The sequence below is a fragment of the Bradyrhizobium sp. IC3123 genome (genome assembly GCF_020193625.1).
In the GTDB taxonomy this organism is placed as follows: Bacteria; Pseudomonadota; Alphaproteobacteria; order Rhizobiales; family Xanthobacteraceae; genus Bradyrhizobium; species Bradyrhizobium yuanmingense.
Map to the genome: position 1 here is coordinate 204,679 of NZ_JADYVF010000007.1, position 14,042 is coordinate 218,720.

Here is a 14,042-nt window from a genome sequence, read left to right on the forward strand (position 1 = left end):
GGGCCGTTTGTGTCACGGCACTGCAGACGCCTCCTGCAATTCAATATGGCGGCGAGAGACCCATCCCGAAATCGCATTGTGGGTTACGAAGCACCAATTCGGGACGCCGCACGCATGGACGATTACGTCACGGCCATTGTATGGAATGGAACCGATCTTGTCGCTGGTGGGGTGTGGCATCGCTCGAATATTCAAGCCATTCCGGTCTTTGGCGCTCACTCCCACCACGCGATGAAGCGTCTTTCTTGTTTCCTGCACAAATTGTTTCTCGATCCATCCATCGAGGCACCTGTATTTTGCGCGGCACCATTTTTCGGAGCATCCATCTACATCTAATCCGATTGCGTTCCTAGGAATACGACCCACGATTAATTCGTCTTCCGAGGGTCCGCGTTTGAGATCGAATTTCTCTCTCAACTCCTTTCCGTCGGCCGGATTTACTATCACCCATTTGCCGGTTAGGCGACGACATGCTGTTTGGTCAAGAGTCGGGTCTGAGGCCAGCCCGCTAGTCCTCAAAAGCCGGCCGCCTTCGCCCGAGATGCTGGGCCCATAGCCTTGCTGTAGGTCGACCTGCGTCAATCCCTCTAGCTGAATCCTTAAACTCACTTCCGACTCGCCGTACATTGTGACGTCGCCGCTTTTGAACTTCCAATCAACATGCGCGGTGACGTTGCAAGTAACCGATTTCCAAGCCAGCTCGCAATCAACGTTCGGAGATAGATTTCGTCGTCGCTCGAAGCGGCGTTCTGGCCATTTCGTGAATAGACTACGTTTGTCTTCGTATGCATCGAAGTAATCGGACCTGTCATCGCCATAGTATTCATCGACGGAGCGGTACAGGGCACGTAGCCGCATCGACGCTGTACCCACGTCTAGCGACCAAGCTTCGAGGACCTCGTCGAAGAAGCGGATCGCCTGCTTCCTTGGCCACGAGTCCGGCTTGTCCACATAAGCAAAGATACCTTCTTGCTCTATGTCTGTAATGGGAAAATCGCCTTCGATGACAACACGAGCGTAAAGATTTACGTGCTCAAGGAGAGATGAAGAGTACGACGATGCGCCGTTTGCGTTAGAGTTGTAGCCTGCGAAGAACCATCGACCATCAAGAGCTTTCAGGAAGGTGGCCCCGCCACTGTCTCCCGGCCTTGCCGGATTTACCCCAGAGGCGTCCGCCCCCAGCGTCCAGATCCAAGGTGGTTTGTCGCCCGTTTCAAACCCAACTGGAAACGTAGGACTTTCGGCGAATCTTCTTCGCCTGTCCGAATTGTTCGGATCGCACGGTTCCCGTCGGCAGTATCCGCCAAATCCCACTATCAGCGCCTGTGGTGAGTCTCCGAAGTGCTTCCTGTATCGCGCTTCAAGAAGCGCTCTTGTTTTTGGTGACCATCTGATCTTTGAGTGGTCGTGATTTGCCTCAGCTGACAATAATTGCCAAATACTGTCTTCGGCGGGCTGCCCCGATCCCTTCTCGTAGTCATCTGTGGTTACTAATAGATCGGTAATCCAATGCGCATAGCCCAACGTTTGAATCCGCTGCTCGGGAACAATCAGCGCGATATCAGAACGGGTATATTCCAACCACTTACGGTTTCTCTCGATCCACTCGCCGCTGGCCTCGGGGTGTATGGGTAGTTTCGAAGGAAGGAAATACTGTTTGGCAACCGTGCTCTGCACAACTCCGTCAGCGTCAACATACTCGATTGTTATTTTTTCTGCTCTCTCCCCCTTCTTGTTCACCACGCAATGGGCTGCCGTGCCGACAACTAATCCTCCCCCCTTTACGACGGCGCTGCACCAGGAGACGCTTGCTGGATATTCCATTGTGATACTAACAACGAACGGAAAGCGGTCGTCAGTGTCCAGTTGGCCAAACACAGCCTCGACGCGGCCAACTGAAGCAAAGAACAAGATCACGACCAAGAGATGATGTAAGACCGCCCTGCGACCGACAATGTCTCGTGCATCCATTCGAAATTTCTCCCAACGATCGAGCTTGAGCTATATGCCTGCAAAAATGTTTTGAGTGTGTGCTCATCCTAGCTGTTGTTATGCGGTTTTCTAGTGCCGAGGATCACGCCGCCCGCCGAATGATGAGGCAGTCAATGAGTGCCAATTCCGCTATTGGCCGCCACGGTCATGCCGACCGAGCTGGACGAAAGTCTACAATCGAGCGAATTGGCTATCGGACTCGAACGCGGTTGGAGGGGCATCTCCATGACGCCGTCCTCACGATCGCAGAATCTAGTCAACGAGCGTTGTCACCATATTTTCCGGAGGGATAAGCCGGCAAGACTGGCGGAATGGGTCAAATCTACTCACTTAAGTAACAGTGATGGGGCGCGGCCTTGCAGGCAGATGACCGCTCAGAAACGCAAGCCACGAACAGAGCGATTAACGCTCGCTTAGATATTGACGAGGGGGCACGGGGGGAAGCTCGCAGCTGGCCCCCCAAAGGTGACATCTTAGAGTCTCGCCCCCTGCGCAATTGTTCGGACGGACAAGCAAATGAGGAACTCTTTGCTATCGAGAACTGCCTTCCGTAGTTCCGGCCAGCATCGATGAGGCAAAGGCGAGTCCTTCTCTTGGGCGTCGTGAAAGGCCGGACGGCCCCAGCCAGCATTATCAATCGCGTTCAGCCGCGTCCTGAGTGGCAGGCCATGAAAGCATTCCGCATTGAGGTGCGCTTCTCGTCAGAGGAGTCGCCGTTGGGAGTGTCCTTGCGCCCTTGACCGGTTGGTAGCGTCTAAGGCAATCTTCGCGTGTAATCGTGGCTTGCCGCCTCTGTGCCTCTCTATTTTTAGGTCTAGATATACTCAAGAAGGTTTGAAGCCATGCTATGTGCACGAAGCGTCGTTTTCATGCTGTGTCTTGCGCTGGCTTATCCTGCTGCAGCTGCAGGCATAGATGAGACTTATTCAAGGCCTGACCGCTCCTGGGGGACGGAGGCCATCGGAAAGCTTTTCGGAACAAAGCCGTTTGGACGAAGCTTTGCGCTCATCTTAGGTGTCAGCGAGTACGATCACTTTCGAGGTCTTTCCGCGCCCGAAAGTGACGCCATTAGTATGCGAAACTTTCTTCGAGATGATGCCGGCTTTGATTACATTGTGACCTTAACCAACGAAAAGGCGAGCCGCGCCCGCATAGAGGAATTAATGGAACGCCACTTTCCGACTCTACTCCGCGAGACGGATCGATTCGTATTTTACTTCTCTGGGCACGGTATTACGCGCGACTTCAAATCAAGCAAGCGCGGATATTTGCTGCTTAAGTCGTCACAGGCCGGCAATTGGGATCAGATGATCGATATGCCTCGCATTCGACAGTGGACTGAGAACGTTGGACACGCACGCCACTCTCTTTTTCTAATCGATTCTTGCTTTAGTGGATTAGCTGCTTGGGAGCGAAAGGGTGGCGAGGCCGAGATGACGATCGAGCGCTTAGCGCAACCAGGGCACCACATGATAACTGCTGGAGTGGAGGGCGAGGAAAGCTTCATTTTCAACGGTAAAAGCCTTTTCACCGGCGCATTCCTGTCTGCGGCACGCGGTGACGCCGATTATACGAAGGATGGCATCGTCTCCCTCAGCGAGGTTATGACGCATATTAATCGCACCCTCGACGCAAAACGAGCTGAGCTTAAGCAACAGATCAAGATGACGCCTCGCCAATATTATGCTCGCATCGAAAACAATCCAGGAGAGTTTTTCTTTTTGCTGCGAAATAGGGGTGAGTCTGGAAGGTCTAGTCCAAATACAAATGCGCAAATCGAAGTAAAGGGCGAGGAGTTTAACAGCGGAACTCCTAAGTCACCGAAGGGACAGGACACAGAAGCTCCTCGCAGGGCAACCTCTGAGTATCAACTTCCTTTTGGAGCTTCCATCGTTCCACAGCTGGGCCACCTGCACCGTATTAGCTCGGTGGCTTTTTCTCCCAGCGGATCGCAAATTGCTTCTGGTGGCAGCGGAGGGGATAACGATCTCAAGCTTTGGGACGCGCGAAGTGGCAAGATTTTGCGAACCTTCTCTGCGCATACAGATGCGATCAACGCAATCGCGTTCTCGAAAGATGGTGAGCGAATAGCCACAGGGAGTACTGACAAGACTGTGAGAGTTTGGAATGCGAAAGATGGGACCCTTATCCAAACACTTGGAGCTAGCTCATCCGTAGAAGCCGTGACGTTCTCCCCCGACGGTCGACAGGTTCTTTCTGGTGACTACAGTAACTCGGCGATCTTGTGGGATGTTGAGCGATCAGCCGCAGTGTATACGCTTCGAGAACACGTTAATGCTGTTCATGACGTTGACATGTCGCCCGATGGTAGCCTCGCTGCTTCGGCAAGTTCGGATCACACGGTCAGAGTGTTTGATGTTGCATCGGGTAAGACCCGTCACGTGCTGCGATCGCACAAGGATGCCGTTTTATCGGTCCGTTTCTCGCCTGACGGAAAGATCATAGCTACGGGCAGTTCTGACAAGACAATCAAACTTTGGGACGTAAAGACGGGTGACCTGATTAAGACAATTGGCGGCTATCCAGCAGCCGTGAGAATTCGGTTCTCTCCTGATGGCAGGAAGTTACTCACCCGAAGCGAGCTCCAACTTGCTGTTCGCGACGTTAAAAGCAACCATGTTGTTACGATGGTTGCAGATCGATACGTTCCTTCTTTCGATTTTTCTGCCAATAGCGAGATGGTTGTAACCACGGAAGACCGGCATCTGAATCTCTTGAATGCCAAGGATGGGAGTTTCATAAGGCGTTATGAGGGCGTCGGAGTTCCTGTGCGAAGCGTAATTGTTAGTCGTGATGGTAGTCGCGCATATGCAGGCGGAGAAGATGGGGAGGTGGCAGTTTGGGGTCTGGAAGACGGAAAGTTGCTAAGACAAGCAAGGGCGAATGTTGGTGCAATCCAAGAAGCCGCCGCGTCTCCAGACGAACGAGTGATCGCCGTCGCTGGAGGCGGTGGAAAGATTAGCTTGTTGGACTCAAGTACGTTGCGGTCAATTTGGACAACTAATGTTCACAATGCTTCTGCTTGGTCCGTGGCATTTTCGGCGGATGGCAAGCAAATACTATCGGGGAGTCGTGATGGATCGGCTAAGTTATTGGATCGCGCATCTGGAACGGTGATTAAGAGCTACTCTGAAAAGGGTAGCCCAGTTGCCTCTGTTGCATTTCTGCACGACGGTCATTCGTTCCTCACAGGAAATGCAGACGGCACTTTGAAGCTCTGGGACATTGACGCGCAGAAAATCATTCAGACGTATGAGAGGCATGCATCTTGGATTTACAAGATTGCAGTATCGAACGACCAGCGCTGGATCCTCTCCGGCGGACGCGACAGCAGGATGATACTTTGGGACAGAGCTGGGCGGCAACTCAAGGAATTCTCTTGGTCTGGAAACGCTTTCGCGGCTGTAGCCTTTTCTCTCGACGGCCGCCACGTCATTTCGGGTGGGAGTGATCGTAAAGTCCGCCTTTGGGACATTGAAAGCGGTGCAATCGTGAAGACCTTTTCAGGACATACCCATTGGGTATGGTCTGTCGCGTCTTCACCCGATGGGCGGCGAATTATATCCGGATCCAATGACGGGACTGTCAAGGTTTGGGATGCTGAAAGTGGGCGCCTGGTCGTCACCCTACTTTCCTCTGGCAAGACGTGGGCCGCATTTACTCCTCATGGCCCGTTTGTACTGCAAGGGGATGCAAAGGACCTTTTTGCAGTTGTGCGAGGTTACGAGGTTTTCGATTCCGAGGAGTTTACTGCCATGTATCGGCGCGAGTCTCTCGCTGGAGTGTTGCCGTAAGTGCCGAAGAGGAACAACATTAGCTATGTCGGCCGACATTGACTTTGTTAGCTCAACCAAATGAACGAATAGGGAGCCACACGCTCGCAAATTTGCGAGAGTTACTTCATCGTCAGCAGAGGGGCACGCCTCTACACCACTCGGCGCTAGGCAACTGAAATGCTCGTCCCATTCTAGTGTTCCATCTGCCGCCTTCCATGGCTTCCCCGACAAGGAGGGAATCGAAATGCTGAGTTGGCTCCTTTTGATTGTGGGACTTTCTGTTGTTTTGCTTTTGGCAGTCTTGTTCTCGGACAAAAGTCAACAGCCAACCCACTCGCGTTACCCGTATGCAGCCCTAGTTCTCGTTCTGGGGATATTATCCCTGATCGTGGTACACGATCAGACCGGATTGTCAGGAATCGAGACGAAAGGAGCGGGGGCAGAAGCGGAGCCGTGGCTAATGGTCGGCCTTATGTACCTCTCGATGCTCTTAGGAATAATTGCTCAATCCTATTATTTTCTTGATCATTCGAGGCCAACATCCTCTTGGATAAAGGCAGCTCTGGCGTCGCCTATCATATTCATTCCGCTGCTATCATCGTACCTTAACACCATTCAAGAGATGAAAAGTATAAGCATCGCGGAACTAATGATTTTTCTCGTCTCCTTTCAGAACGGATTCTTTTGGAAAGTCATATTCGATAAGCAATCCGAAATGCTGGGAAAACAAAGGAACTGAAGCTAGTTGCGCTCGCGGCTTCGAACATGGGGCTATCGACCCCTTATAATCGGTTGTGTGTGGTGAGTTGCAGCTGGTCAGACCGAAATGCGGCCGGCGTCGCTTCTAGCTCAATGTCATCGCAAGTCTCTGTGAACTCTTGATCTGGATGAACAGGCAGGAAAGGAATAGAAGTAGCTCGCCCCGCAGAGAGCAGGCACAAACAAAAAGGCTAGTTTCCCTTTTTACAGTCGCCACAAGTTCGGCTGCTCTCCTCGTAAGCTTCGCCCTCGTGAGCACCATGGCATCAGAGATACTCGCTCCTGAATCGATTTGACTCACGCCTTGCCTGTTGGCGGCCGAATCCGGCGTCACTAACAATGGTGTTTGTGCAAAGTTCGACGTAGGGGCTGCGCCGGTCAGGCAGAGGAGCTATGAGAGGCATTGGATCGGGAGGCGAGCCATTTCATCCGGTGCCGCGACAAACGGTGGCTCATTATATGTAGTGGCGGAAAGGCAACGGCGCCCCCTCGGAAATTGGCGCGGCCGTCAGAATTTCTCCTACGGCATCAGCGAAGCGCAAGGTGACCGGCAGTCCGTCTGCAAAGAGGCACGCATTGAAGTTCACCTTCGTAAGCCCCATGATGTCGGCAAGTACAATCGGAAGACTAGCCTCTCCTCGCGTCACTTCGATCAATAGGGGATTTGGTGTCTCGCGGCCTGGATACGTCGCGAGTTGAGGGATGAAGCCTGTCGTCCAAAGGAGGGCTCGCCTTGAACTCAACTCGTGGCTCGTGCCGCGTAGGACCGGAACACGGCCCGGAGCGAACAGCTTCATTTCCTGAGATCGTGCAATTCGGACGCCTACAAGATTGATATGGTTAGGCACTGCTTCTCGAAAGCCCGCCCACTCCTCGTCACTGAAGCGCGTGCGACCGTGGATGAAAAGCTCAGCGGGTTCTCGCTTGTGTTCGTCATAATAAGACTGAAGCAGATTGGACATCAGCGCTCGGGCTTCAGTCCTTGGCAAATGAAACTCTCTTGTCTCGCTCGAATACCAGGGGCCCATACTTCTCCGATTTTTGGAATACGCAGCGGTGGTCATCAACATTGGCCTGAAATGATTCTCCATAGACGCCTCCGCCAGCGCGGGGCACCTCATTCGTGCCGGTGGCAACAATGTTTCCGCTGGCATCCAATAGCGCTGCTCCAACTTGACGGGAGAGACAGGCGCTTTGCAGTGAGGCGCCGTAGGCGTCATGCATTGCGGTTTCTGAGACGGTCGGGCGAACCACATCCGCGACTGTCATGATCCTAATCAAGCGGGAAAGATTATCGCTGATGTCCCAATCTGGATTGGGCTCGCGATCATCATCATCGAGGAATTGGTCAGCTGTATTGTCAACGAAGAAGTCGGCCATGTGGAAAGCGTCTGACACGCGTTGGCCGTACTTCTCTATCGCTCGGGCGTCGCGTGCCATAAATTTCTCAGCATCTGCTGCCCCGGCGTTAGTGTATTTGTTGACTATGCGGCTCTGGCGGACCTTAGCTTCGCAGACCACACCAACGAGCACGAAGGCGTCTTGATAGACTCTTCGAAGCAATTCGACCTCGGCTGGGTGCCGGATCGAATCGAGGATATAAGCCCTACGCACTCCATCGGGCGCTATTGCATCTTCCCCTGGATTGGAGATGCCGAGCTTTTCCGCTCGCGTTAATCGAATGCGATCGACAAAATGTCTTGCGACAATGGCCCAGTCGCCGCCTGATCGCATCTTGTCGCCTAGGTCTTGAAAGCCAGTCGTCGTAGCAAGGTCGTTCGATGGCGTTGACGGGATGGGCTCGCCGTTCCTGTTCGCCCAATCTTCGATAATCCCTCGTGCCTTCAGAATGCCGACTTCGTATTTACCGCCCGGCAGCGCGGGGTTTTCCAACAATCCCCTTAGCGTAGTGGCGATGGTGCTGGTTCCAGAGCCAACGTGGCCGACAACGGCGAAGACAATCTCGTTAGTGGCATGCTCGATAATCAGAGCTTTAGATGGTTTTGCGGTTGTCGAAGGCGCGTCCTGCGGCAAGCTTGTTTGCAGTGCCATGTATTCCCTGCCCTATAAATCATCAATTTTAAGCCTTTGAAGATAACACCGATTCTGGGTTGAGCGGAGCGCGGCGCCCAACTTATCAACGTGTGCATCAGCAACGGCGAGGGCACTGGATCGGCTAAAGGTTGCTAGTCGTTAGCCGCAGATGGGCCCAACTGCGCTTCGATACCTTGCTCTAGCTGCCGCTCCTCTGCGGGCAGCCCTGAAGAAGACTAAGGGCGTGGGGCGCCCGGAGAATACAAAACTGTGTAACATCGAACAAATGGCGCTGGAAAGAGCGAATAAAAACAATAGGATGCAGGCTAGCCGGCGCATTCCTTTCCTGGGCACCATCCCCTGCTCAAGCGATTGAAATCGCTCATCCGCAGGACATCGAGCTGCTGACCGGTCCGCGACACCGAAGCACGGCGCTCATGGCGCACCGAATGGCCGTCGTCGCCACGTCGGAAGGTGCCGGCAAGGCCGGTGACCCGAGCCCCCCTAGGAAGCCTCAGTGCTCGTTGACCGCAGCGCCCAGCTTGATCAGGCTCAGCGAGCGGTTCGCGGTCTCGCGCAGGCGGCAGTAGCTCGCGCCGCCCCGGTACATGCCGGGGTCGACGTTGTCGAAGACCGCGCAGAGGCGATCACGCGAGGCGGCGAAAACTTTCTGCGAGTCATTGACGGCCTTGATCGCGTCGGCGAACCCGCCGGCCTGAACCTTCTTCAGCGCCTCACTGGTTTTCTGCGTCCAGACGGCGAGTTCGCGCGCCGCGCAGGCCTTCCATCTGGCGACATCGTCATTCGCGCCCTCTGCCGCCTTGATGCAGGGGTCGGCGACGAGCCCGACGCAGGCACTGCCGAAACCGGCGGTTTTCTCCACCTTCTTCAGGCAGGCATCGATCACGGCAAGGTCGGCTGGCGCGGTGCTCTGGGCGGTGTCTTGGGCGAAAGCCATCGATGCCAGCGGGAGGCCTGCGGCGAGAATCGCGGCGGCAAGCTTGAATTTCACGGGAGATCTCCGTTCGGCGCATCGATGCAACCTTGGTCACCGGAGGCCCGGCGTGGGTTCACCCGAATGTGGAGCAGGAGCCGTTCCTCACACCACCTTCTTCCCGGTCCGCTCCGCCACCGCCTTCTGCACGTCATATCTGGAAACCATCTGGGAGGCTCCGCAACGACGACCGTGCATTTGACACGCCGGCAGACGCCCGGAGTGTCGCCATGATCCGCTCGATGTCGGCTGGGCGCCGAATACGGAGAGCCACGAGGAGCAGAAGCGCACTGGGCTGCTAGGCCGCGACGCGGCTAATCCGACGGCTTGACGCCGAGATCGCCCAGGATGCGGAGCATCACGTCGCTGTCGCGCTTGAAGATCCGATTCGTCGTTTCGAAATCGGCCGGCGATGACAGGATGAAGTTGTTCAGCATCTGCTGAACTTTCGGATCGGTTCCGGCTTGGATCAGCAGCGGCGAGAGGCGATCGACGATATCCCGCGGCGTGCCGGACGGCACCGCAAACGTCGTGAAGGGACGCAGATTGTAGAAGTCGCCGACGGCGCCTTGCTCGGTCATGGTCGGCGTGTCCGGATGGGGCGGCAGACGGGTGCCGACCACGCCGATCAGGTTGCCGGTGCCGGCCTGGATGACGGGCGCGGCTGCGGCATAGCTCCCGGCGGCGCCATCAAGCGTCTGTCCGGCGACGTCATTCCACATCGGCGCCTCGCCGCGATACTGGATGACCTGAACCTTTATGCCGTATTGCTTGGCGATCGTCTCGATCAGGACGTGCGGCGTCGAGCCCACGCCGTAGGATCCCCAGTTCACGCTGCCGACTTTCTTGCAGTATTCGATGAACTCGCGCAGGTTGGTCGCACCGGTCTTCTTCGCCGCCACGACCGGACCGCCAGCGCCGATGACCATCGTCAGATAGGTAAAATCCTTTTCGGGATCGTAGGGCAGGTCTCTTACCGTGACGCGGTTCTGGATCAGCGACGACGAGATCGTGCACAGGATGGTGGTGCCGTCCGGATCGGCGCGTTTCGCTTCTGCCACGCCGATGACGCCGCCGGCGCCGCCCTTGTTCTCGACGATGACCGGCTTGCCCACCTGCCGCGCCAGGAAGTCGCCGAACGCGCGCGCGATGCCATCGGTCTGGCCGCCCGGTGGATAGGGCACGATGATCCTGATCGATTTGGACGGCCACGCGGATTGCGCCTCGGTCCTTACAGCCGGCGCGCACAACGCGACGGCCGAACCCATCACGAATGTTCGTCGTGTCAGCTTTCTCATTTCCCGCCCTTGGTCTTGTTGTTTCTTGTCGAGTCGCGAGGACCGATCGGATGAAACTAGCGAAGAACGTGGCTGCGTGACGTGCGGCACTGTGTCCGCAACAAAGCAGGTGACTTCCACCACGCGGAAAACGCATTCGGACGGCGGCTCCTCTCCCCCTCACACCACCCGCTTCCCCGTCCGCTCCGCCACCGCCTTCTGCACGAAATACATCATCACCAGCGTGACGATCGTCGTGGTCACGACGACGTAGCCGATCCGGTCGAAATGGAGCAGCGCGCCGTCCGCGCCTTGCGCGATGATCGCGCTGGCGAGCACCGAGCCGAGCCCGCCGGACAGTTGCTGGAGCGAGGCGCTGACCGCGCTGAACGAGCCGCGCTGGCCGGGCTCCGGGATCGCCGACATCAGCGCCTGCGAGGGGATCATGCGCGAGAAGATGCCGACGAACATCAGCACGTTGACCAGAATCGCGGTCGCGAGCGAGACGTGGCCGAGATGGGTGTAGATCAGCACCATGAGGACGGTCATGGCGCAGCCGAACACGAAGGTCGGATATTTGCCGAACGCGTCGCTGGCGCGGCCGACCAGCGGTCCCGTGACGATGCTGAACAGGCCGGAGACGAGATAGATCGTCGGCAGATGCGTGATGTCGATGCCGAGATTGTGCACGGTGTAGGCGCTGGAGAACGGCATCAGCATGTAGCCGCCGGTCGCCAGCAGCGTCGTGACGGCGAAGGCGAGCGTGTAGCGCGGCTCACCGACCGTCGCGACCAGATGGCGGAACGGGTTTCTGTCCTGCTTCAGCTTCAGATGCGCGTCGACCGGCTCCATGGCAAAGGCGATGATGGCGATCGTCACGATCGACAGCACCACGATGGCGATGAAGCAGACATGCCAGCTCCAGTAATTGGCGAGAAACAGGCCGGCGGGAATGCCGAGCACCTGGCTGGCGGCGAACGCCGTCTGGATGATTCCCATCACGCGGCCGCGCATCTGCAACGAGAACAGGTCGGTGATGATGGCGAGCACGACCGCGCCGATCACGCCGCCGAACAATCCGGTCACGATCCGGCCGATCAGCAGCACATGGTAGTTCGGCGCCACCGCGCACAACAGCGTGCCGAGCGTGAAGCCGACATAGAAGAACAGCAGGAGGCGCTTGCGATCGAAACGATCGGCAAAGCCGGCGGCGAGGATGCCCGATAGTCCCGCACTGAACGCGTAGGCCGATACGGCAACGCCGAACTGCCCCGCCGTGATGCCGAGCGCGGGCATCAGGATAGCGCCGAGCGGCGACATGATGATGAAATCGAGGATGATCGTGAACTGCGTCAGCGCCAGCAGCGCGATGAGGAGCGCCTGGTAGCGCGAAAATCCGCGCGGACCCTGGTCGTCGATCGGCGCAGCGAGCGTTGGTTCGGTCATGGCACGTGATCCAGGGTGGGACCCCCGGGGAGGGAAATTGGCAGATAGGGTGGGCCGGGACGATATCCACGGCGCGCGAAGCAAAAGTTCTGCTGGAACAGGAAGCTCGCGCCGGATTGTGGGATCCGGGCAACAGCGCCCTGGGGCGAAAGCCGTCCCCACCTCTCCGGGCGAATTAAGCCGCCTTTAGCGAATGATCCCATAGGGTTGGCGACCCATTTCCTGCTCCCCGGCCGAATGCCGGTCATGTCGCGGCAAGTCAGAGCGTTTTTCGATGGAGCAGCGTGCCCCGCAGTACGATCCTGGCGTGTCCAAGCCGTCGGCAACGCTGTCGGCGGCCCGAACCCTCGTCATCGACCTCGAAGGCGCGCTGCTGCGTTCCGAGCTGCTGATGGAGGCGCTGTTCTCCAGCCCCGGCCGCATGCTGGCGCGCTTCGGTGCGGGCGGACTGGCGGGGATGGCGGCGCTCACGGCGATCCTGGCGCGAGCCGAAATCGACTACGCCCATCTGCCCTATGATTCCGATGTGATGAACCGGGCGCTGGCGGCACGGGCGCGCGGCGAGAAGATCTATCTCGTCGCGGATCGGCTCGCCGCTCATGCCGCGGCGATCGCAGCGCATCTCGGCTTCGATGGCGTCGTCACGCACGCCGATCTCGCGGCGGGGCGCGTGCCGTTCGATTGTGCCTCCATCACGCGCATCGAAAATGGCGAGGTCCGCAGAGCCGGCCTCGCCACCTGGGTGAAGGCGCTGCGGGTTCATCAATACGCCAAGAACACGCTGGTGTTCGTGCCTGCGCTCACGGCGCATCAGCTGAACCTTTCGACGCTCGGCTACGCGCTGCTCGCATTCCTGGCGTTCTCGGCCTGCGCCTCGGGCGCCTATCTGATGAACGATCTGCTCGATCTCGCCGCCGACCGGCAGCATCCGAGCAAGCGCCACCGCGCGCTCGCAGCCGGCGATTTGCCGATCTCGTCGGCGCTGTCGGCCATTCCCGCATTGTGGTTGTTCGCGCTTGCCGCCAGCCTCTGCATCTCGCCGCAGTTTCTCGGCGTGCTCGGCCTCTATCTCGCCACCACGATCGCCTATTCGCTCGTGCTCAAGCGCAAGATGCTGGTCGACATCGTCACGCTCGCCGGCCTCTACACGCTTCGCATCGTCGCCGGCGCAGTCGGCGTCGGCGTGGTGCTGTCGGAATGGCTGTTGATCTTCTCGCTGTTCGTGTTCACCTCGCTCGCCCTGATCAAGCGCTTCAGCGAGCTCAGCATGCGCGAGAGCGTGGGCCTCGCCGATCCCTCCAACCGCGACTATCGCGTCACCGACCTTAACGTCATCGCCGCGATGGCGGCGGCAAGCGCCATGAACGCGGTGACCGTGTTCTCGCTCTACGTCTCGTCCTCGGCGGTGACGCCGCTCTACAGCCGCCCCTGGATGCTGTGGCTGCTCACACCGCTGCTGCTGTACTGGTTCGGCCGTGCTCTGATGATGGCTCATCGCCGCGAGATGCCGGACGATCCGATCCTATACGCGTTCCGGGACGGCCCCAGCCGCACCGCTGTCGCGGCGATGATCTGCATCATGCTCGCTGCGATCTGACCGGCCCGCAAGGTCATGGCCGCTTGCGTGACCTGCTGCGACTGGCTACATCGCCATCCATTCGACTAAAGCGCGATGCGATTAAGATGAATCGTCATCGCGCTTTAGGTTATTGATTGAGCATGATCTTTTCGGAAAACCGCTGC

Annotated in this window: 9 protein-coding genes; 3 read left to right on the forward strand and 6 right to left on the reverse strand. The window is 57.3% G+C overall.

Annotated elements, in window-relative coordinates; translation table 11 throughout:
• Window positions 1-12: 12 nt before the first annotated feature.
• Window positions 13-1,971 (reverse strand): SH3 domain-containing protein, encoded by a 1,959-nt coding sequence (locus tag I6F20_RS23610; protein ID WP_225128015.1) that lies wholly within the window; start codon window positions 1,969-1,971, stop codon window positions 13-15.
• 890 nt (window positions 1,972-2,861) lie between these two features.
• On the opposite strand from I6F20_RS23610, the gene I6F20_RS23615 reads away from it, so the two are divergent.
• Together I6F20_RS23615 and I6F20_RS23620 are read left to right on the forward strand one after the other, a co-directional pair.
• Window positions 2,862-5,807: a caspase family protein gene (locus I6F20_RS23615; protein WP_225128016.1), complete on the forward strand. Its 2,946-nt coding sequence runs from the start codon at window positions 2,862-2,864 to the stop codon at window positions 5,805-5,807.
• Between the two features lie 226 nt (window positions 5,808-6,033).
• Window positions 6,034-6,528 (forward strand): hypothetical protein, encoded by a 495-nt coding sequence (locus tag I6F20_RS23620; protein WP_225128017.1) that lies wholly within the window; start codon window positions 6,034-6,036, stop codon window positions 6,526-6,528.
• A gap of 475 nt (window positions 6,529-7,003) precedes the next feature.
• Here the strand turns inward: I6F20_RS23620 and I6F20_RS23625 are convergent, their stop codons facing one another.
• The 5 genes from I6F20_RS23625 to I6F20_RS23645 form a co-directional block, all read right to left on the reverse strand.
• Window positions 7,004-7,510: an argonaute/piwi family protein gene (locus I6F20_RS23625; protein WP_225128018.1), complete on the reverse strand. Its 507-nt coding sequence runs from the start codon at window positions 7,508-7,510 to the stop codon at window positions 7,004-7,006.
• Between the two features lie 13 nt (window positions 7,511-7,523).
• Window positions 7,524-8,600, reverse strand: a complete 1,077-nt coding sequence (locus I6F20_RS23630) for a hypothetical protein (protein ID WP_225128019.1) — start codon at window positions 8,598-8,600, stop codon at window positions 7,524-7,526.
• 496 nt (window positions 8,601-9,096) lie between these two features.
• A complete protein-coding gene (locus I6F20_RS23635) occupies window positions 9,097-9,594 on the reverse strand; it encodes a lysozyme inhibitor LprI family protein (RefSeq protein ID WP_225128021.1) in 498 nt (165 codons plus the stop codon).
• A gap of 296 nt (window positions 9,595-9,890) precedes the next feature.
• Window positions 9,891-10,844, reverse strand: coding sequence for a Bug family tripartite tricarboxylate transporter substrate binding protein (locus I6F20_RS23640; protein ID WP_225128022.1), 954 nt, complete (start codon window positions 10,842-10,844; stop codon window positions 9,891-9,893).
• Window positions 10,845-11,033: 189 nt separating this feature from the next.
• A complete protein-coding gene (locus I6F20_RS23645; RefSeq protein WP_225128024.1) occupies window positions 11,034-12,299 on the reverse strand; it encodes an MFS transporter in 1,266 nt (421 codons plus the stop codon).
• Window positions 12,300-12,573: 274 nt separating this feature from the next.
• On the opposite strand from I6F20_RS23645, the gene I6F20_RS23650 reads away from it, so the two are divergent.
• The gene (locus tag I6F20_RS23650; RefSeq protein WP_225128026.1) at window positions 12,574-13,896 is read left to right on the forward strand and encodes a UbiA family prenyltransferase; all 1,323 of its coding nucleotides are present in this window, start codon (window positions 12,574-12,576) and stop codon (window positions 13,894-13,896) included.
• Window positions 13,897-14,042: the final 146 nt, after the last annotated feature.